Here is a 19,208-nt window from a genome sequence, read left to right on the forward strand (position 1 = left end):
TCGTTGGCGCTCAGGTGCCCGGCGCCCGCGCGTCGCGCAACAGGCCGGTCTGCGAGTGACAGTTGATGTACTCGAATACCTGGCTCTTGGCGTCCGACACGGACACTTCGTGGTATAGCCTCAGCTTCTTCAGGCCAGCGGCCACGCGAAAGAACGTCACGAAAATGCGCAGGTGAGTCGGGTGGGATTCAGCCCAGCGTTCGAGTTTTTCAACCGAGCGCCAGTGACCGATGTTGTAGCTGACGTCGAGAAAGTTGCCGTCCAGGTCGATGTTGCGCACGAACCTGTTGCTGTAGCAGCCCAACGGTTGGCCGTTGTCGCGCAGGAAGTCCATGCCGTCTTGCAAGGTGGGCAAGATTTCGTCGAGGTAGAGCGAGCGTTCGTCCGCCTCGGCATCCGCCCAGTCCTGGCCCGAACGAATCAGCGTCAGGTTGTCATGCCCCAGGACCACCACCCGTCCGCCTTTGGCCGGGTCGCCGGCGATCACTTGCAGTTCACCGGTAGGTTTCATCCAGTCCGTTTGGGAGATCGGGAAGCGGTCGCGCATCGAGCCCCAGTAACCGTGTTCTTCGATTTCCCCGCTGGTTGCATCCATGACCGCGCCGACACCGGGCAGGTTGTCCTGAAAGGCGTACAGCGTCTCGAACTGCTCGGCGCGTGGTGCGCTGATTTCCCGAAAATAGCCAAGGCCTTCGTTGAGGCGATCCGCTGACGCCCACCAGTCGTTCACCGGCGCCGAGCGCAACCAGCGACAGTGCGCAGCAGGGTCTTTCCAGTACCCGACCACGATCAAATTCTCAAAGCCGCTGCTGTCGGTGTGGTGGGTCAAATCATGGTGCTGCGGGCCATCGGCCAGGCTGAAGCTGCCGACAATGTGACGCATGGCCTGCAGTGCGGCTTCGCGCTGGGCCTGGCCTCGATACTGCACGCCGAGGTAGGCCATCACCACTTGTTGCAACTGCTCGTCGGCCCGTGCCACCCACATCGCAAAGGGCGGTTGGTAGTCTTCGGGCACGCGGCGCGACAGGCTGCGTGGGCATTTGAGATGTCTGTCGATTGCGGATTCCATCTTGAGCTCCTGGTTATTTTCATTCAGGCCTACGGGTGGGCGTCAGTGCTTCGGCGACGGGCCGCGCTTGGCGGCCTGTCGTCGGTGCAGCAGCTTCATGGCTCCCCACTCAATCAACCAATAAGCCGACTCTTCAGGCATGAGGTCGCGCCTCTGCAGAAGCCAGGAGCAATCAGCCAATCGTTGTGAACACGGTCGATGCATGGCATGCCTCATCAGCGGGATATGAGCTGCTGTGAGGTGGAAATTAGGCTGGGCGGTGAGGGAGCGCTTGGTTCGCCGAGACAATCGTTTGGTTGGCAAAGACAGGGTGGCGACTGACGCTCTACCCATGACCTGCCTTGGTGCGCCGCTGCCGACGGTTGGCGTTCTGTGCCTCTAAATGGGCGGGACCAGGGCTTCAAAACTCGCGGGCGGGGAGGCCACCTCGACGAGACATCCGCGGTTGGACCTCAAGGATGCGCGCCACAGTGCTTGGCCTGCTAATTGCTTTGGGTTGCGAATTGCTTACACCTTCTTGAGCTCTAACTGCACCGCTGTACCGAGGTCCGTGCCATGAACCCAAGCACTCAGTATTCGACCCTTGCCGTTCCGGCACCGCGTCGCTTTGATTACTGGAAAGAAGTGGTCTGTCGCCATTGCTTGGCGGCAGATAGCAAACCCTTGTCTCAGGGCAGTTTCGACGGTGCGCTCAGCATCAATACCCTGGGCGAACTGGACATCTGTTCCCTGTCATCGCCACTGCATTACTGGGAGCGCTCCGAGCGGCACCTGCGCAGTGGTCCGGCCGAGGACTTATGGTTGGGGTTCGCCCGAAATGGCCATGGCCAGATTGAACAAGGCGGAAGAAAAGCCAGCCTGAGCACGGGCAATCTGTTTCTTTATGACGCAACTCAAGCGTTTCGATTCAGCCTGGGTGGTACCGAAAACCACTTGATCCGCATTCCCCGAGCCTTGCTGACCGAGCCTCTGCCGCGTATTGCGGAACAGACCGCGATGGTCCTCGACGACCGGCGCCCCGGCGTTATCCCGCTTCGTGAAATGTTGCGTCAGGTGGCCAGCACGCCGGCGTCGCTGCAGGGGGAGCGCGTTTCTAATCGGTGTTCAAGTGTATTGCTTGACCTGCTGGTGATGAGCCTGGAGCTTCAGGATCTGAATGCAACTCATCAGGAGCTGGACCTCTACGCTCGCATCATGAAGTACATCCAACGCCACTTGAGCGAGCCGGATCTGTCGATTGAACTCATCGCGCAGGCCCACAATGTGTCCACCCGGACCGTCACGCGCGCCTTCGCCCGCTACCAGAAAACCCCTGTCGCGGAAATTTGGAAAGAGCGCCTGAATGCCAGCCGTGAAGCGATTGAACGCGGGCATGTACGCAGTGTGTCCCAGGCCGCGCTGGACTTCGGGTTTTCTGACTTCTCTCATTTCAGCCATGCATTTCGCAAACGATTTGGCGTTGCGCCCAATACCCTCTTGCGTCGAGATTGAGATGGCTTGCGAAGCAGATGTGTGACTGACGCAGCGACGAGTTGATTCGCCTGGGAGGTAGACAGCCAGAAACAAGAAAGCCCGCACTAGGCGGGCTTCTTGAGGTGATTCACAGACTGCTGTAGACATCTATGGATCGGTACTTGGTGGTACACAGTCATTTGAACTGGGTGGTGAAGTGACTGTATTTAAAGGATTTTATTTGATGTGTATTTGTTGGGGATACAACAGGGGATACACAGTGCTATCTGCTGGGCCTGTTTTGATTGTTTTTTGAACAGTGTCACTACTCACAGCCGAAAGCCCCCCCCTCCCATTTTTCCCGGCATTGCGAACGAAGGGGGGCGAGCGGTCTAGACGCATAGAGCCCCAGACTTTTTGCTACCCCCTGGGGTGGTCTTTTTTGGCGGGCCGTTCATGCCGGGAGGGATGCCGATAGACCTCCGTCGCTGGTGGCATTACCCCTAAACGGGGTGCCGGGGGGGAGTGCTAACCCTTACCCCTCACAAACCCGGTGTTCTTGGTGTTCTTGGTGTTCCTAAAGCGCTGTAAGCCTTAGTCCATAAGGCTTCCAGCCATGGAACACCAACGGGGGAACCGTAGAACACCAAGCAACCAGAACACCAATGGTGTTCTCTGATCATAGGATGATGTGAGGGGATGGGGTGACAGGATGTATGGAGAGTCGGCCCGCAGGGAAGTGGCCAACAGGAACCATGGAGCCGTATTGAGGGAACACCTATCAGACCCGGCTGGACGTAATGGGTTGAGTTTCCCCCGGCATCCTTGCCGCATCGTAGGACATGATCAAGGGCGGTCTTGAGATCGAGGCGTCAGGTCGCAATGACATCCTACTACCGCTGCATGGAGTCAAACGTGCGGAGCCCAAGCTTGTGCAGCAAATGACCCACTCACTGGCCAGCGATCAGGGCAAAGTCACCGTGACCCGTGAGCGCGACGGCAGGGCCAAACTGAGCTTGGAATGCATTAGCATGGCGCTATTGCCACGTCTGCCTCGGGCATTCGCTTGGTCAAGTCGGCAAGCTGCTTGGCCAGTCGGTCGGCACGTTCCTGTTGTCGCCCTGCCTTCAGCAGCGCTATCTCTAATGCCTGAACAACCTCGGCCAGGCTGTCGGCTCGCTTTTCTAATGTGATCTCCAGATCCTCAAGCGCCCGCTGGGCCAGCCTAAGTTCGACCGCCTGCCGATCCAGAGCCGCCTGCCGCGCATGTAGCGCCTCAGTGGCTGAGCGTTGAAGCTTGTCCTGTATGGCCGAAGTCTTGGCCCTCAGCAGCAGCGCCTTATAGTTGGGCGTCTGTATCCCGACGACCGCAGCAGCCAGGTCTGATCGCTCAATTACCGGCTCAGCAGCGGCGAGCGCTTGGTAATACTGGCCAACCTTCTGATGGGTGGCTTTCGATCTCTCGATGCCGCGAGACAGCCCGAACGGCTTCCCGCACCAATGATGGAAGTCAGTCTGCATCTTGCGCAGCTTGGCGGCACCACCAAGGAAATCACGCGCAGACAGTCTCTCGTCCTTGGTGAGCGGCACGACATACGCGACAAGGTGGGGTGTTCTCTCATCCAGGTGAACGGTGGCGCTGACAATGTTCGTGGCTCCATGCCGAGCCTTCAGCCAAGCTATGGCCCGGTCAAAGTAGCCGCCTGTGTCGGGCATCGTCCCGCCGTGCCGGGTGAATGCCTCAGGGCTGGCGGTGATCAGATATTCAATGCAGAGCACAGCCCCCTTGCGCCTGCGTTCCGGCAACTTGGCCAAGACCGAACTGGCAAGACCGGCAGCGGTCGACGCGCCACCAACATGCACATTGGCCGCGCCATTGGAGTTCGGTGTGGGCATCTCTCGAAATGTGTGCCGGCCAGATCCAATAATCCCGGCGACCGACTTCAGCTTTTTTGTTCTTAGTATCGTGTAAGGCATGGCAGCCTCCCCGTGCTGAGTGTTCTCATCTTCAGCGTGCGGGTGGAGCAAAGGGTGGCACAAGTCCCCCCAAGCGCCGCTTGTGTACTCACTACACAAACTGCGTTTGTCGTTCGCTTCCTGCGGAAGAAAGCAAAAGCCAACTGCCGCCTCGCCTAACACGGGCTTTATCTGCCATCAGTGAGCGAGCCCAGATGAAACGTTAACAGGTGGCTTATATGCTGGGTATGGACTTGGTAGGGAAGATTGAGGCGTGTGTCTTAAACTGTAGGGTCAGTGCTGGGCACCGAAAGGAACTCAGTGCGCGGCAATATGTGTCGTGGTCTTTTATATTCGGATTGCGAGATGTCGCCGTGTGATCGCTGTCTTGTACTGGAGAGGTTAATGACCTTGGCTCTAAAAAGTTGGTGGACGTATCTGGAGCTGGGAGCTTGTGCTGTTCAGGTGCTGGATGTGTAAGTTCATTGTTTATTGAGGGGCTGATTTGAGGTTCTGTGTTTGTGCTTTTGGCGAACAAGCTTAAAAATATAGACGCGGTAAAGAAAATTACCCCGTTGCGAATAAATGTAATCGCTACGGTTGCTTGATTTGAACGAATATTATTGGTGACTTGAAATCCACTTGCGGCGTGCCACATTGTCTTGACCGCATCCTGTCCGCCTTCTGCTAGTGTTCGTAGATATTTTGCACCATATCCGAATCGCTCTTTTGGGCGTAATCCATTAAATCCGATAATGGCGCCAGCTAAAAATAGTGCCATTGATAGCGACGATAGTATCAGTGCGGTTGTTTTTAGTGGGGAGTTTTCTAATCCGTCAAATATGGCCTTTGTCACTACACTTCCAACAGTGACTGCGATAGATAGCGAGGCTGTGAGTTTGTTGAGTTTTTCGTCTAGCTCCTTTGCACGAGTCCATTCGCTGTCAATGTATGTTTTAAGTGTGCTTTCTTCAAGATGGCGGATGTCACTGAATTCGGGGGCGTGCTCCCAGTTCTCTAATTGTTTTTGGATTCTGGTGTTGGCAACTAGATACTTAATTGCGTCGGGAGCGAATTTTAATAGAAGGTTTTCAAATTTTATACGGATGGACATTGGAGTTCTCCAGCAATCGCTTCGGATATTCCGCGCCCTGGGCGGTCTAGCCAGCCCCATTCGCCAGTTGGGTTGATCTCGATAAACCAAAACTCCCCTTCTGAATAGGCTAAGTCAATTGCCCCATAGCGAAGACCTAAGTCCTTAGTTAGGAGGAAGCACTTTTCTTCAATTGTTGGTGGCAGTGAGAAGGAACGGAAGCTGAGATCTTCTTTTTTTATTAAGCGCCAGTCACCATCTATTCCATTGTTGCCTATGTTTATTTCATCGCACCATAATTTATTTCCGATTATGGTCACTCTCAGGTCGATTTTTGATGCGATTATCGATTGGCAGGTGAGTGGGGCTAAATGAAGAAATTCATCAGCGCATTCAGACCAGGTTGTTAGTGTTGTATAACCGAAGTGTTGTTTTGAGTTTTCGCGAAGCAGTAGTGTGTCAATGCTTTTTATCGCGATGTTTTCACTTATAAGCTCTTGGATTTTTGCATGCCTATCATTTGTGATGATAGTGGTGGGCACTGAGAATCCTAATTTTGCTGCTCTGCGTAATTGATAGGGTTTTGATTCTGCTTGATATGTTGCAGCGGGGTGGTTGTACCATGCTGCCTCATCAAAAAGCATTAAGCCTCGCATAAAAGCACCCCACTGTGATTGCTTCAGTTGCTCCTCTGGGAGCAACGCTTTGTTTGGGGTGTTTCTAAGGAAGGTCGGTTGTCGCCACCATACTGTTTTTAGAGAGCTGTCAATATGCCAAGAGTGCTGGTTATGACGGCATGTCATAGTGGCTTTTACAGGGTCTACTGTAATCGAGAGGTCGTCCAGTGCATCACGATTTATTCGCAGAAATGATATGCGCTGATTGGTGAGGTTGTGGCAAATACGATCAGTAGGAAAATCTAACAGAGAGGAAAGAATCAGAACGCTTGGCTTGTTGTTTGACATAAAACTATTGGCCTTTCTGATCTTCACCGGTTTCTATATCGTTTTTCTTAGTGCTCTGTGCATGTCGTGGATCGTACGCAACAAGCCCTGCTTCGTTGCGCCAAACGCCTGAATCAAAATCGTAGGTTGCGTCTTCTGGCCCAGAAATATCCCGGTGCTCAGTGGTTTTTGCTTTACGTTGTAGGATGTGCATTTTTCGATATCCTTATTCATGTTTTAAATAGTCATATGGTGTGTTCTGCTCAAACAACTACGTCGCCTTATGAGGACGTAGTTGTTTGCTGCTATCGGCATTTATCGTATGGTTTCGTTTTTTATGCAAGCGAGCGCACTCATCACTCAAGCCGCTGCTCGAAATGATTCGTCATCCTCCTGCGTTAATGCCCTTGCATTTACGACATAAGCGCGGCCTTTAGGCATGCCAGGTAAAGTCACGGACTGAGCGGCCTTGCCATCGGCGCTAGGCTCCAGAATCCCCCGTGCGACCAGCTCCCGGTTCACGTTGCGAAGGTTCATCCCCTTGAAAACTTCATCGCGCCACGTGGTGCTTAGGAAATAGTAAGTCACAGAGGTATATAGGGTGTCGCCAAAGCCGTGTTCCATCGTTCGACGGAACCCAAGACGATCAGCGGTGCGCGGGGCGTGATCGTCTGTCTTCGCGGCGATGGCGTCCCAACGAGTGAACCGACTTTCACCGTAGCGTTCCACCATGCCGCGCAGCCTGGCAATAATCGCGTCACCTTCCAGATTGCCCGCGCCACCACGTTCAGCCAGCCAGGCATCAAGGCACGCACGGGCGGCGGTCGTGGCGGTGCCGTCCGGCCAGCCTGTAACACCTAGCGCGGTGGCCAGTTCGCCAGCGGCAGCGGCCAACCCGAAGCGAGCGGCTGCGCGTTGTGCCTGGCCGCTGGCGTTGGCAGGGAGCGCACGGCTAACGAAGCTTTCCAGCGTATGACGGAGTATCACCCGGAACCCTTCCAGTTTTCCGGGCTCACAGAGGGCCGACAGGAAAGCAACCAGCGGGGTGCCGTAGTGTTTTCCCACTCTGGCCTTGAGGGCATCAGACAGGGCCGCAGCATCTTCAAAGCCATGCAAGGCCTCAAACAATCCCATCCCTCTCCCCGCGTCAGCCGGCACGGCCAGCAAGCGTACTTCCATGCCGGCTTTCAGTTCCTTATGCGCCTCGGCCATGTGTTGCGCCAACGTCTTTTCACCGGTCGAGAGAAACAACAAACGCCACTCTTGAACCTGTCGGCCCGCCTGGCCTCGGTCATTGGCACGAGCTTTCCCTGTACCGTTGCCGAGCATGTAAACCGTTTCGCCGATGATCCGAGGGTCACACATGCCAATTTCATCAAGCACCAGCAACCCGTCCGAGTGAGCGGCGGCGATGGACTCCAGGGCATTGTCCGTCGAGCGCCAAGAACGCACCAAGCGTGGCCCACCATACACCGAGGCAGCGACCTGCAAGTGTGTGGTCTTGCCGCCTGAGCTGTCGCCGTACAGATGGAAACCGCCCGACTCTTGACCCAGCAAGTGCAGCAAGGGGCCAGCGAAGGCAGCGCACGTGACAAAGGTCAACCGATGGTTCCCGACACAGAGCGCGCCAATCTGTTGTTGCCATTGCTCCAGGGTGCCTGACTGTTCTATTGGCGGCATCTGAGCGCCGGCCTCATAAAAGTGAAGGTGTTCCGCACTGGTGCCAACCTGCTCACCTGGCAACAGGTAGGCGTCTCCATGCCAGCCGAGGCGTGTAACCAAGCGTGCCCGTTCGGTGCTGTCGAAGCCTTGCAGATAGCTTTGCAAATCGTTGCGGGCGTTCCGGCCTGAACGGCTACCCGCCAGGCGAAGCCCCATGTCTACCAATGGCCCTAGCACTTCCTTGCCGAAGTCGCCCGCCATGCTGCGCTGGGGAATATTCCAGCGTTTCTTATCGTTGTCCGGGTCGTCAAACTCAACCAGCAAGCCCCAATTTTGGCCCTTGTCATCACGGGTTCGGGCCAGAATCTCCAAGCGAGAACACACCGGGCGTGCTTCGCCATCGTCGCCAGCATAGAACACGCCCTCGGGTGTAAGTCGGAATCCGCCCGGCAAAGCTTCTGCTTTCGGTTTACGGGAGGGCTTGCGGCTGCTGGAGGGCTCGACTTTTGTTGCCTTGGTGCTGGTGCTGGTGGCCATTGGCGCCAGGGCGAACAGCTCCCCGGTGCGCTCCAGTTCGGCCAGGTGAGCAGGTGTCCAGCCCTTTGTTTGTGCGTCGGCGGCATCGTCGCCTTCGGCCCATTCACCACCTTCGGCGAAGGTAGGCTGCTCACCATCAAGGCCGGGACGTTTACTAAACACGGTCAATGCCAGCATCCGAACAGAGCGAGCGCCTAGCTTTTGAAGGTGCTCAGCCAGTTCATCCATGCAACCAAGCCCCGGCGCGTCGTTATCAGGCCAGAGCAGTACGTCACGCCCGGTCAGCGGTCTAAAATCAGCTTTGCGCCAGGAGTTCGTGCCGTTGGGCCAGCAGGTAGCAACGTGCTCGGGAAGTAGCTGAGCGGCGGCGTCAGAGGACTTCTCGCCCTCAACCACGACGACAGGTGCGCTAGGGCGTTGCGCCAACTGATCGAGGTGTAACAGGGGGCGCGGATCTGGCAAGCCTTGCCAGCGCCACTGATGAGCGCCGGGCGCACCCTTGCACCAGGTCAGCGGCGCGAACACTTTTCGCGGGATGCCGCTTTCATCTGGCCCCAGATCAAAGCGATAGAGCACCATCAGGGGAAGGGACTCGGCGCTTTTATAGATCCACACCTTTGACGGTGCCCCATGCTGACGATGCCTGGCCGGAACTTTGCGCATCGCTTCATCAGGGATCGGTAGCACCGGTACCCACTCGGGTGCCTTGGCTTTGCTGGAGGCGACTGGTTCGGGGCCGCTACTCGCGGTCACGCTGAGGAAGTCCGCGAGCTTATTGCAGGCCTCTACGTCGGTGCCACCATCCAGATAGCGCACCAGGTCAATCAGGTCGCCACCCTTATCACCTGTTGCGAAGTCCGACCAGGTGCCTTTGCTCAGGTTCACCTTGAACGATCCGGCGTGTTTGTCTGCGCGGGTTGGGTTTGGGGCGGTGTATTCCTTACCGCCGTCTTCGCGTTTTCCGTTGGGCAGCCAGCGAGCCAATACCCGGTCAATGGCCTTCAGGGAGGCGGCTTTCACATCTGCGAAGCTGGGGCGCTTATTCTTCATTTGGCACCTTTGCTAGCGATAAAAACACCGGTCGTCACATCATCAACCAGGGCTTTAGCCATCTCATTCAAATAGTGTACGGCCCATAATGCGGCCCCCGGATCCTCCAGTTCGCAAGCGGCCATGACGGCTAGCTTGTTTGCGCAGTCCATCAGGCAAGACGCATGCTCTAAGGCATCACTGACAGGCACTTCAGGGTTTACTTTGAACAGGCTCTGCCCATCAAGATTGCAGCCTGAGAAGCTTGTGACCCCGGCTGTTTCGGGTTCAGCTCTAAGCTGTTTCATTGCGCACCCCCGGCGATTTCCAAGGCTCGCGCCTTGCTCATGTGCTGGTTGTAGCGAGCCAGTCGAGTGGCTAGGCTCGAGTTTGCGTGAAGGGCAGACATGGCCATGGCTCGGTGCGCTGCGGCTCGACTGGAGTTGCTGGACGGTTTGAGGGCGTGCATGGGTGGAGCTCCTTCTTAAGTGGGAGCTGCCACGGTTCGTCGCCAAACGAATTAGGGTGGCAGCTGTGCGCAGGTTGGCGAACCGGGTAAGAAGGAACCCGGCAGACCCGAAGGTCTCCCGCGCACAGCCGCCATAGAGCGAAAATGCGGGCACAAAAAAAGCGCCTGCAATCGATATGGTGGCGCCTGTGCGCCTTCTTAAACTCGGGTCGCCAAACCCGGTCGCTGAATTTGCAGCGACGTGCAGAGAGTAGCGCGACGATTGATTGCGCGCAACCACAGACAAAGCTTGCGCTGCCGTTCGGCACGGCCTAAATTTAATCGACATATTGATTTACCTCTAACGCCTCCGGTTGCAGCCGGGGGCGTTTTCGTTAGTGCAGGGCGGTGACAGGGCGAGTCAGAGACAACCAGCTCAGGTGCTGGCCTTTGCGGGACTCTGAGCGCATGTGCTCCAGGGCGATGGGGTTAGCCAGCAGGTTGGGAATAAGCTGTTGTGCATCCTCGATCATCACACCTGCTGGCACCTCGACGGCCAGTAACACCCATTCCAGCGTCGGCCAGGCCAACAGCAGAACATGGGCGCCTTCGGCAATCGCTCGGTCACGAAGGGCGCGCAGGCGTTCACGCCCCTTGGCTGCCATCACTGGGAGGGCCGGAATAGCAGCACCTTCGAGCTCATCAAGGACGCTATGAGGTAGGAATATCGGCATCATGCAGCCCCCTGCATCAGCGTTAACAATGGTGGGTCGCCAGCTTCGCCACGTAGCCAAGCGGCAATCCGTCGATCTTCTGCGTACTGGCGGGCATATTCGTCTTGCAGGAAGCTGCGCCGGGCCGCAACGTTTTCCAATATCTGCTCCGGCAAGTCGTCGGTTGGCGTGTCCACTTGTAGGCCGTGCTCGTTCCAAGGCCGTTCAATGGATTGATCTGCACGTGAGCGAAGGTCTTGGGCTGCGGAATAACTGGCCTCCGCAGCTCGACGCTCAGCCAGCAAATCAGCTTCCACATAGGCGGCCCAGTTAGCTAAGTCATTGGCATAACCTGCTTCGGAATCAACCAGCCAGTACGTCACCCATTCACCAAGTCCTGTCGCGGTTAGGGCGTTTCTCTGCGCTTTCTTCATTGCGAACATGCCGGTGCCGACCACCATGGCGAATTCGCGCCGGATCCCGTGGCGTTCTAGCAGTGGCGGCAGTTCCCATGGATTGGCCTCAATGGGCAACACCAGGCCATCAGGATTGAAAAAGAAGGCTTCACGCTCCCGACCATTCCAGCTCACACCGGCAATGGTGCGCTGGCGCCAGTTGTTTTGATTCGGTTGATACAGGCTGAAGCCGATGCGGTAGGCATCGAAGAAAGGGCCCTTGAACGGAGCGCGACGGTAAGTCATGCGGCCACCCCACGGGCGGCGATGCGCCCACGAATCCAGTTCTGCACCTCACTGAGTACGAATCCCACTGGGGCGCCACGAGCGGTGCTGTTGCTCAGTGGTACTGGTTTTGGAAAGCTTGGATCATCTTTCAGGCGTTTATAGACAGTGGCGCGAGCTAGTCCCGTCAATGCCTCAAGCTCTGGCATGCGAATGAGCGTAGTTGCGGGATCGAACGGATGGGCAGGTGAGAGAGCGCCTACGCCGGAATTGGTGCGCAACGGCTCGACGTTGGCTGGCAGATTGGAGGAAGCAGAGGATGACGATGGCATCTGGTGTTGGCTTGTCTCAGGCATCACACCACCCCCGGCTGATTCGTCGTGGTGCGCGTGCGCTGCCGATCTTGAAGCCATTGAGCCAGATCGTTGCGATGGTAGCGTATGCGGGCACCACAGCGAATAAAGGGCAGCGAATGCCGCCCCGTGCTGCGCCAGGTAGCCAGGGTTTTGGCGGACAGCCCCAACACCAATGCTGCTTGCTCTGGCGTGAGTAGATCGGCAGGGTTCAGAGTTACGTCAACGCTGGCTCGCTGGTGCTGCATCGCTGCCATGGGCGTCGTGAGTGGCTGGGATTGCATGTAGTGCCTCCGGGTTTGCTGTAAGTCCACAGGGCACACGTTATTTTTCCAGCCGGAAGCGCGCTTAGTTCACTTCCCTTTTTTTGCTCGACGCAGGCACGACTCCGCCAACCCTTAGAATTGTTCTAACCTGTTTGGCGCTCAGCCCCTCAGCGGCAGCGGTGTCGCTGATAATTCCTGCAAGGCTACGAACTGCGCGACCTTCTGCAATTAGGCGTTTACCAGCGTCACAAATTGCCCTATCGCGGTCAGCGTTTTCTGCGCGCCGGGACTCTCCTGACTTAACACCACCTTTGACTTGAAGGGACAGCAGCGCCGCCTTGAGTGAATCACTGCCTAGTGCCACCAACGTTGTCAGGTGCCAGCCAAGTGCATTCAACTCCGCTTCACTCAAAGGCCCGACGCTGGCCTTTTCTGCAAGATCATGCGCAGTTCGCGCCGCCATTCGTTTTATACCGGCTCGTACAAGCGGCTGATCACCGGAATCAGGCAGCTGTTCATGACTTAAGTCACGCAGTACCCGGACAAACCCTGTGATAGGGAATGGCATCAAAGCTGGGTTTTTCAAAGCTGCTCTACGGAAGAACTCATCATCCTTCAAGCTCTCACCCATGAGATTGATTAACCATGGCAGATAGAATGGGGCGGGCTCGAAGCCCAATGGGGCATAGGGTGTGTTCAGGTAATCCCAGTGCCACCTAATCCCGTCGATCAGCACACCAATGTACTCAAGCTCGGGCAACAGGCTGTCGTCCATTTACACCCCCTCGCCCCGGAGTCCACGCGCCAAGCCCGCGCCGTAACTCGCTGCCCAATGCTGGTGATGGTCGTGTGAACAGCGGCCTACAGAGGAGAGCTGGGGCTGTGTTGTCGGCTCGCTGGCACGAAGTATGTGTCGGTCGGGCCAGGGCACAGCGTCCGCTTGGTAGGTCGCTCGTTCGGAACACCGTTGGTGTTCTTGTAGCTTGGTGTTCCGGCTTTTTTTAGTTGGTGTTCCAAGGCTGTAAGCCTTGTTTGGCGGGGCTGTCAGCGATTTAAGAACACGAGGAACACCTAGAACACCGTTTTTTTGAGGGGTACGAAAATGCATGTCTATACCGCCTTACCAAATTGGCCTTGCACTACATTGCCCTTTTCCAGTTTTTCAAGGTGGTCGGCGTACCACTGCATCATCGTCGTGCGTTGAGCGAGGTATTGGGCCTTGTTATAGATCCCTCGTACACCAGGTGCTTTGTGGCTGAGTTGGGCCTCGACATGGTCGGCATCAAACTCGTGTTCGTTCAGGATGGTACTGGCGATATGGCGGAAACCGTGGCCGGTTTGTCGACCCTCATATCCCAAACGACGCAGAGCCATCAGAAACACCGTATCGCTACGGGGTTTGGTGCGGTCGCTCCTTCCAGGGAACAGCAATGGGTAGGCGCCGGTCAGGATATGAAGTTCTTTCAATATATCGACGACCTGACGGCTGAGCGGCACCAGGTGTTCAAGCCCTTTCTTGCGGCCCTTGCGCTCTACTGGGATTGTCCACAGCTTCTTATCAAGGTCGAACTCTTCCCAGCGTGCCTCCCGCAGTTCACTGGGGCGGACAGCCATCAGGGTCAGCAGACGAAGGCCTAGCTGAACGTCCTGTGCGTGGGGGTATGAGCGAATAGCCCGGAGCAGGGTGGGCAACTCATCAATACTAACGTGCGCGTAGTTCTCTGCCTTGCCGGATGCCAGAAATTTATGCACCCCTTCAAGCGGGTTGTTCACTGCTCTGCCTGTCACGCGGGCCAGGTCGTACACATCCTTGCAGTAGGCCCGAACTCGGCTCATCTGCTCAAGGATGCCTTGCCGTTCCAGACCACGTAACAGCTCCATCCACTCCATTGACAGAATGCCGGTGTAGAGCCGCTTACCGAACGAGGGGAACACGTGGCGCTCTAATGCGCCCATAACTCGTTTGGCGGTGCCAGCATCCCAAGAGTTGAGCCGAGAGGTGTGCCACTCCCGCGCCAGTGATTCAAAGGTGTTATTGCTGGCCGCCAGATCGGCAGCCTGACGGGCTTGTTTGGTTGCTATCGGATTCTTGCCCTCAGCGGCATCGGCGCGCAGTTCGGCAGCCTTCTGTCTGGCCAGCGCCCCACCGACCTCGGGATAACCACCTAACCCAAGCCAACTCCACTTGCCTGCCGGCGTCTTGTAACGCAGTTGCCAGGACTTCTGGCCGTCAGGCTTCACACGGAAATACAGGCCGTTACCATCCTGCTCCCGGTATTCCTTGGTGTCGGGCTACAGGCCCGCTAGGGCGGTATCAGATAGCGGGCGGCGCTTGATTTCGGAGCGCTTCATTGGCTTGTATCCCCTCGGTTCGATTTTTCATCAAGGATACACAGGGGGATACACGGCGGGAAGGTATAGGGGTAGATAAGGAGATACAGCCAGAAACAAGAAAGCCCGCACTAGGCGGGCTTCTTGAGGTTGTTTAGAGACTCATGGAGACATCTGTAAACAGGTACTTGGTGGCTACACAGGGACTTGAACCCCGGACCCCAGCATTATGAATGCTATGCTCTAACCAACTGAGCTATGTAGCCAAGTGGCGCGCATTATTCGCTCGGAACGACAATGCGTCAAGCGTTTTTATAAAAAAATTATCTACGCTATCAACCGTTTATCCCTTCCCCCCCGAAATCAGTGGCGATGGGCAGCGCTGGAACCAGCGGCTGGCCTGTTCGTAGGCGTGGGCCAGTTGCAGGACGGCGAAGTCGGCCTGGTGTTTGCCGATGATCTGCAAGCCCATGGGCAGGCCGTCGGCGTTGAAGCCGGCCTGCACGCTGGCCACCGGGCAGCCGGACAGGGTGCCGGGAATCACCACCTCCATCCAGCGGTGATAGGTGTCCATGGCCACGCCTTCGATGCTGCGCGGCCAGGGGATGTTCTTGTCGAAGGGGAAGACCTGGGCGCTGGGCAGCAACAGGTAATCGAAGCGTTGGAACAGCTTTGAAATGGCGCGGTACCAGTCGCTGCGAATCACCGAGGCGTCGAAGACCTGGCTGGCGGACAGCTTGAGGCCGTTCTCCACTTCCCAGATGGCTTCTGCCTTGAGCTGTGAACGCTTGTGCGGGTCGGCATAGGCGTTGCCCAGGGAGCCGGCGACCATCCAGTGGCGCAAGGTGCGCCAACTGCTCCACAGGCGCTCGGGGGCAAACTCTGGGCGGGCCGGCTCGACGCTGCAGCCCAGGCTGCGGAAATCGCCCAAGGCCTTTTCGCAGAGCGCCATTACTCCTTTCTCCATCGGCAGGTAACCGTTGAAGTCCCCCAGCCAACCCAGGCGCGTGCCCTTGAAGTCGCGTTCCAGTGGCGCGGCGAAGCCCTGGCCGGACTCACTGATGGACAGCGGCGCCCGCGCATCGCCACCGGCTTGCACCGACAGCAGCAGGGCCGCGTCGCGCACGCTGCGGGCCATGGGGCCTTCGTAGCCGAGCTGGTCGATGAACAGGTCGCTGCTGTCGTCGAACGGCACCCGGCCCTGGGACGGGCGGAAGCCGAAGATGTTGTTGAAGGCCGCCGGGTTGCGCAGCGAGCCCATCATGTCGCTGCCGTCGGCCACCGGCACCAGGTGCAGGGCCAGGGCCGCGGCGGCACCGCCACTGCTGCCACCGGCGGTCTTGCTTGGGTCATAGGCGCAGCCTGTGGCGCCGAACAGTGGGTTGTAGGTCTGCGAGCCGAGGCCGAACTCCGGGGTGTTGCTCTTGCCGATGAGGATTGCCCCGGCGGCCTTGATCCGTTCCACCATGATGCCGTCGCGCTCGGAGATGAAATCCCGGTACAGCGGCGAGCCCAGGGTGGTGCGGATGCCCTGGGTCAGGGACAGGTCCTTGATCGCGTGGGGCAGGCCGTGCATCCAGCCACGGTACTCGCCACGGGCCAGTTCGGCATCGCGCTGGTCGGCCTGGGCCAGCAGGCTGTCGGCCGGTTGCAGGCTGACCAGGGCATTGACCAGGGGGTTGTAGCCTTCGATGTGGGCAAGGTAGGTCTGCATCACTTCCCGGCAGGAAACCTGACGCAGGCGGATACGCTCGGCGAGTTCATGGGCCTGGAGCAGGACCAGTTCGCTGGGGGGATTGGCAGTCATGGCAGGGGGCCTTTCAACGGCTGGAAAAACGCCCCGGCCTCCTGGCCGGGGCGGCAGAAATCGATGCCGATCAGCGCATCAGGTTGGTCCACAGGCGGTCGGCGAGGCGGATCGCGCCTTCGCCGCAGGTCTGGCTGAAGACCACCTTGGTGCCCTCGGGAATGTGCAGCTCGGGGGCATCCTTGAGCCCCGCGTCGAGGAAGGGTTCGACGCCCTTGATCGGGCTCTGGTGCTTGAGGAAGTTCTGGGTCATGGCGGCGTTCTCAGGCTGGCTGAGGAAGGCGATGAAGGCCTTGGCGTTCGCCGGGTGCTTGCTGCCCTTGGGGATGACCATGTTGTCCACCCAGGCCAGCACGCCCTCTTTGGGGTAGAGGTATTTCAGGCTGGGCTTCATCTCCCGGGCACGCATCGACGAGCCGCCCCAGAACATCGACATGTCGATTTCCCCGGCCGCCAGGTTCTCGCGGATCGCCCCGGCCTTGGAGCTGTAGGTCTTGACGAAGGGTTTCTGCGCCTTGAGCAGGCCAAGGATCTGCTGCATCTGCTTGGGGTCTTCGCTGCACAGCGGAATGTTCAGGTACAGGCTGGCCATGTCGATCACTTCGCTCACCGAGTCGAACATGTTGATCCGCCCCTGCAGCTCTGCCGGCGGCTCGTAGAGCACCTTGTAGCTGTCGCTCGGGCCCTGGTAGCGCGCACCGTCGAGCACCACGCTGGTGGTGCCCCAGATGAAGGGCACCGAGTAGGCGCCTTCAGGGTCCCAGGTCGGCTGCTTCAGGTTGTCGACGATACCGGTGTAGTAGGGCTGCTGGGCCGGGTCGAAGCGTTCCAGCAACTGCTCCTTGATCAGGATCGGGATGAACTGATGGGAGGGGATCGCCACGTCATAACCGGTGCCGCCCTGTTTCAGTTTGGCCAGCAGGGTTTCGTTGGAATCGTAGGAATCCACCGTGACCTCGATACCGGTCTGCTTCTGGAACTTGGCGAGGATTTCCGGCGAAAAGTAGCCGCTCCAGCTCACGACGTTGAGTTTCTCGGCGGCCTGCACCGCCAGTGGCAGGCTCAGCAGCAGCGAGGTTCCCAGACTTGCGATCAACTTGCTCATGGCATTTCCCCAAGGTCAGTGGACGGTTCAAGGGTGTTTCTTGCTCAACAGGTAAGAGAGGCTGACGAACAGCACCGAGACGCCGAGGATCAGCGTCGACACAGCGTTGACGTCGGGTGTCACGCCCATGCGCAACAGGCCGAAGATGAAGATCGGCAGGGTGGTGGTGCCGGCCTGGGACACCATCATCGAGATCACGAAGTTATCCAGGGAGACGATGAAGGCCAGCATCAGCCCGGAGACGATCCCCGGCATCAGCAGCGGCAGGGTCACCTTGCGAAAGGTCCGCCAGGGACCGGCGTACAGGTCCGCGGCGGCATGCTCCAGGGACAGGTCCATGTCGTTGAGGCGGGCGCGGATCGGCAAGTAGGCGAAGGGGATGCAGAACACCGTATGGGCGATGATCAGGTTGCCGTAGCCCAGGGACAGCCCCAGCGTCGAGAACAGCGCCAGGGTCGCCACGCCGACGACGATTTCCGGCAGTACCAGGGGCAGCATGATGGCGCCCATGGACAGTTGCAGGCCCTTGAACCTGGCCCCGCGCGAGGTGCCCAGGGCCGCCAGGGTGGCAATGGCGGTGGCCGCCATGCTGGCGCACACGGCGATCAGCAGGCTGTTGCCCGCCGCCTGGCGCAGGGCCTGGTTGGCGAACGCCGCGCGGTACCAGTCGAGGCTGAAGCCGCTCCACACCGTGGCCGACTGGTTGGCGTTGAAGGAGAACACCACCAGCACCAGGATCGGCGCGTAGAGGTACAGGTAGAACAGGAAGCTGAAACCGCCGAAGCCGGGAAAGTCCTGAACACCGAGGCCGTTGCGTTTGAACAGGCGGATCATCATGCACCCTCCTGAAGGGTTCGCTGGCGCTGGGCGCGCAAGGCGTAGACGGTCAGTACCAGCATCACCGCGGCCATCAGGACCAGGGACAGGGCGGCGCCGAAGGGCCAGTTACGGGCGTCGCTGAACTGCCGGAAGATCAGGTTGCCGAGCATCATTCGAGTGCCGCCGCCCAGCAGTTCCGGGGCGATCATGGCCCCCAGGCAGGGCACGAAGGTGAGGATCGCCCCGGCGAAAATCCCCGGCTTGGCGATTGGCAGCACCACTTTGCGCAAGGTGCGCCAGCGTCCGGCGTAGAGGTCCTGGGCGGCTTCCAGCAGGCGGATGTCCATCTTTTCCAGGGTGGCGTAGATCGGCAGCACCACGAAGGGCGCGTAGGTGTAGACCAGCCCCAGCAGCACCGCGCCGTCGGTGTACAGCAGTTGCAGCGGTTCGTGGATCAGCCCCAGGTCCATCAGGCTGTTGTTGATCACCCCGGTGTTGCGCAGCAGCAGGATCCAGGCGTAGGTGCGGATCAGCAGGTTGGCCCAGAACGGTACGGTGATCAGGAAGATCAGCAGGCCGCGGCGCTGCACCGGCTGCATGGCCAGCCACACCGCCACCGGAAAACCGATCAGCAGGGTGATCACCGTGGTCAGCCCGGCAATGCCGATCGAACGCAGGGCGATCAGCAGGTAGGAGTCGGTGAAGGCCAGGCTGTCGTCCAGTTGCCGTTCGAACAGCAGGGCGGTGTAGGCGTCGCTGCTGAAAACCTTGTTCACCCCGCCGTAGGGGTTGGCTTCCATCAGCGAGTAACCGATGACGATGAGGATTGGCACGATCAGGAACAGGCCGATGGCAATCAGCGCCGGGCTGACCCCGAGAAAACTGCGCAGGGCCTTGCGCCGTTCCAGGTGCTGGGAAATCGATGAGGCGTGCATGGCGAATCC

The 19,208-nt window shown here is 58.3% G+C and carries 17 protein-coding genes, 1 tRNA gene and 2 pseudogenes; 2 read left to right on the plus strand and 18 right to left on the minus strand.

Features of this window, described 5'->3' with window-relative positions:
• Window positions 1-10: 10 nt before the first annotated feature.
• On the minus strand, window positions 11-1,069 hold the full coding sequence (locus GGI48_RS20580) for a phenylacetaldoxime dehydratase family protein (protein ID WP_179599818.1): 1,059 nt from the start codon (window positions 1,067-1,069) through the stop codon (window positions 11-13).
• 555 nt (window positions 1,070-1,624) lie between these two features.
• Here GGI48_RS20580 and GGI48_RS20585 point away from each other — a divergent pair.
• The gene (locus GGI48_RS20585) at window positions 1,625-2,560 is read left to right on the plus strand and encodes a helix-turn-helix domain-containing protein (RefSeq protein ID WP_179599820.1); all 936 of its coding nucleotides are present in this window, start codon (window positions 1,625-1,627) and stop codon (window positions 2,558-2,560) included.
• Window positions 2,561-3,336: 776 nt separating this feature from the next.
• Window positions 3,337-3,558: pseudogene (locus tag GGI48_RS31200) on the plus strand (RNA helicase); the annotation flags it as partial.
• Here the strand turns inward: GGI48_RS31200 and mobV are convergent.
• The 17 genes and pseudogenes from mobV to GGI48_RS20670 all read right to left on the minus strand — a co-directional run bounded on the left by mobV (window position 3,548) and on the right by GGI48_RS20670 (window position 19,199).
• Entirely contained in the window at window positions 3,548-4,498 is a 951-nt protein-coding gene (mobV, locus tag GGI48_RS20590) for a MobV family relaxase (protein ID WP_179599822.1), read from the minus strand. The pseudogene GGI48_RS31200 and the gene mobV overlap by 11 nt on opposite strands.
• A 214-nt stretch (window positions 4,499-4,712) precedes the next feature.
• On the minus strand, window positions 4,713-5,591 hold the full coding sequence (locus tag GGI48_RS20595; RefSeq protein ID WP_179599824.1) for a hypothetical protein: 879 nt from the start codon (window positions 5,589-5,591) through the stop codon (window positions 4,713-4,715).
• A complete protein-coding gene (locus tag GGI48_RS20600; RefSeq protein ID WP_179599826.1) occupies window positions 5,576-6,535 on the minus strand; it encodes a RimK-like protein in 960 nt (319 codons plus the stop codon). Before GGI48_RS20600 ends, GGI48_RS20595 begins: the two co-directional genes overlap by 16 nt.
• Before the next feature lie 4 nt (window positions 6,536-6,539).
• Entirely contained in the window at window positions 6,540-6,728 is a 189-nt protein-coding gene (locus tag GGI48_RS20605; protein ID WP_179599828.1) for a hypothetical protein, read from the minus strand.
• Between the two features lie 146 nt (window positions 6,729-6,874).
• Window positions 6,875-9,763 (minus strand): DUF927 domain-containing protein, encoded by a 2,889-nt coding sequence (locus tag GGI48_RS20610; RefSeq protein ID WP_179599830.1) that lies wholly within the window; start codon window positions 9,761-9,763, stop codon window positions 6,875-6,877.
• On the minus strand, window positions 9,760-10,050 hold the full coding sequence (locus GGI48_RS20615; RefSeq protein ID WP_179599832.1) for a DUF3077 domain-containing protein: 291 nt from the start codon (window positions 10,048-10,050) through the stop codon (window positions 9,760-9,762). Before GGI48_RS20615 ends, GGI48_RS20610 begins: the two co-directional genes overlap by 4 nt.
• Window positions 10,051-10,585: 535 nt before the next feature.
• Entirely contained in the window at window positions 10,586-10,927 is a 342-nt protein-coding gene (locus GGI48_RS20620; protein ID WP_179599834.1) for a hypothetical protein, read from the minus strand.
• Window positions 10,924-11,604: a hypothetical protein gene (locus tag GGI48_RS20625; RefSeq protein ID WP_179599836.1), complete on the minus strand. Its 681-nt coding sequence runs from the start codon at window positions 11,602-11,604 to the stop codon at window positions 10,924-10,926. Before GGI48_RS20625 ends, GGI48_RS20620 begins: the two co-directional genes overlap by 4 nt.
• Complete coding sequence (locus GGI48_RS20630; protein WP_179602070.1) at window positions 11,601-11,792, minus strand: helix-turn-helix transcriptional regulator; 192 nt, start codon at window positions 11,790-11,792, stop codon at window positions 11,601-11,603. The genes GGI48_RS20625 and GGI48_RS20630 overlap by 4 nt, the downstream gene beginning before the upstream one ends.
• Window positions 11,793-11,938: 146 nt before the next feature.
• Window positions 11,939-12,220 carry a helix-turn-helix domain-containing protein gene (locus GGI48_RS20635; RefSeq protein ID WP_260620491.1) on the minus strand — a complete coding sequence of 94 codons (282 nt, stop codon included), beginning with the start codon at window positions 12,218-12,220 and terminating at the stop codon, window positions 11,939-11,941.
• Between the two features lie 64 nt (window positions 12,221-12,284).
• Window positions 12,285-12,977, minus strand: a complete 693-nt coding sequence (locus GGI48_RS20640; RefSeq protein ID WP_179599838.1) for a hypothetical protein — start codon at window positions 12,975-12,977, stop codon at window positions 12,285-12,287.
• 335 nt (window positions 12,978-13,312) lie between these two features.
• Window positions 13,313-14,554 (minus strand): annotated as a pseudogene (locus GGI48_RS20645) (tyrosine-type recombinase/integrase).
• A 168-nt stretch (window positions 14,555-14,722) separates the two neighbouring features.
• A tRNA-Met gene (locus GGI48_RS20650) sits at window positions 14,723-14,799 on the minus strand.
• A gap of 77 nt (window positions 14,800-14,876) precedes the next feature.
• The gene (locus GGI48_RS20655; protein WP_179599840.1) at window positions 14,877-16,340 is read right to left on the minus strand and encodes an amidase; all 1,464 of its coding nucleotides are present in this window, start codon (window positions 16,338-16,340) and stop codon (window positions 14,877-14,879) included.
• Window positions 16,341-16,410: 70 nt separating this feature from the next.
• A complete protein-coding gene (locus GGI48_RS20660; RefSeq protein WP_179599842.1) occupies window positions 16,411-17,445 on the minus strand; it encodes an extracellular solute-binding protein in 1,035 nt (344 codons plus the stop codon).
• Between the two features lie 27 nt (window positions 17,446-17,472).
• Window positions 17,473-18,282, minus strand: a complete 810-nt coding sequence (locus GGI48_RS20665) for an ABC transporter permease (protein ID WP_016967405.1) — start codon at window positions 18,280-18,282, stop codon at window positions 17,473-17,475.
• Window positions 18,279-19,199 carry an ABC transporter permease gene (locus GGI48_RS20670; RefSeq protein WP_103741952.1) on the minus strand — a complete coding sequence of 307 codons (921 nt, stop codon included), beginning with the start codon at window positions 19,197-19,199 and terminating at the stop codon, window positions 18,279-18,281. Before GGI48_RS20670 ends, GGI48_RS20665 begins: the two co-directional genes overlap by 4 nt.
• Window positions 19,200-19,208 lie beyond the last annotated feature (9 nt).

The sequence above is a fragment of the Pseudomonas protegens genome (assembly GCF_013407925.2).
GTDB classification, from domain to species: domain Bacteria; phylum Pseudomonadota; class Gammaproteobacteria; order Pseudomonadales; family Pseudomonadaceae; genus Aquipseudomonas; species Aquipseudomonas fluorescens_AP.

Coding starts and splice junctions, on each gene's coding strand:
- GGI48_RS20640 (WP_179599838.1), bottom strand. CDS start 12,977: ATGGACGACAGCCTGTTGCCCGAGCTTGAGTACATTGGTGTGCTGATC.
- GGI48_RS20620 (WP_179599834.1), bottom strand. CDS start 10,927: ATGATGCCGATATTCCTACCTCATAGCGTCCTTGATGAGCTCGAAGGT.
- GGI48_RS20585 (WP_179599820.1), top strand. CDS start 1,625: ATGAACCCAAGCACTCAGTATTCGACCCTTGCCGTTCCGGCACCGCGT.
- GGI48_RS20670 (WP_103741952.1), bottom strand. CDS start 19,199: ATGCACGCCTCATCGATTTCCCAGCACCTGGAACGGCGCAAGGCCCTG.
- GGI48_RS20625 (WP_179599836.1), bottom strand. CDS start 11,604: ATGACTTACCGTCGCGCTCCGTTCAAGGGCCCTTTCTTCGATGCCTAC.
- GGI48_RS20660 (WP_179599842.1), bottom strand. CDS start 17,445: ATGAGCAAGTTGATCGCAAGTCTGGGAACCTCGCTGCTGCTGAGCCTG.
- GGI48_RS20665 (WP_016967405.1), bottom strand. CDS start 18,282: ATGATGATCCGCCTGTTCAAACGCAACGGCCTCGGTGTTCAGGACTTT.
- mobV (WP_179599822.1), bottom strand. CDS start 4,498: ATGCCTTACACGATACTAAGAACAAAAAAGCTGAAGTCGGTCGCCGGG.
- GGI48_RS20595 (WP_179599824.1), bottom strand. CDS start 5,591: ATGTCCATCCGTATAAAATTTGAAAACCTTCTATTAAAATTCGCTCCC.
- GGI48_RS20610 (WP_179599830.1), bottom strand. CDS start 9,763: ATGAAGAATAAGCGCCCCAGCTTCGCAGATGTGAAAGCCGCCTCCCTG.
- GGI48_RS20615 (WP_179599832.1), bottom strand. CDS start 10,050: ATGAAACAGCTTAGAGCTGAACCCGAAACAGCCGGGGTCACAAGCTTC.
- GGI48_RS20580 (WP_179599818.1), bottom strand. CDS start 1,069: ATGGAATCCGCAATCGACAGACATCTCAAATGCCCACGCAGCCTGTCG.
- GGI48_RS20655 (WP_179599840.1), bottom strand. CDS start 16,340: ATGACTGCCAATCCCCCCAGCGAACTGGTCCTGCTCCAGGCCCATGAA.
- GGI48_RS20635 (WP_260620491.1), bottom strand. CDS start 12,220: ATGCAATCCCAGCCACTCACGACGCCCATGGCAGCGATGCAGCACCAG.
- GGI48_RS20630 (WP_179602070.1), bottom strand. CDS start 11,792: ATGCCAGAGCTTGAGGCATTGACGGGACTAGCTCGCGCCACTGTCTAT.
- GGI48_RS20605 (WP_179599828.1), bottom strand. CDS start 6,728: ATGCACATCCTACAACGTAAAGCAAAAACCACTGAGCACCGGGATATT.
- GGI48_RS20600 (WP_179599826.1), bottom strand. CDS start 6,535: ATGTCAAACAACAAGCCAAGCGTTCTGATTCTTTCCTCTCTGTTAGAT.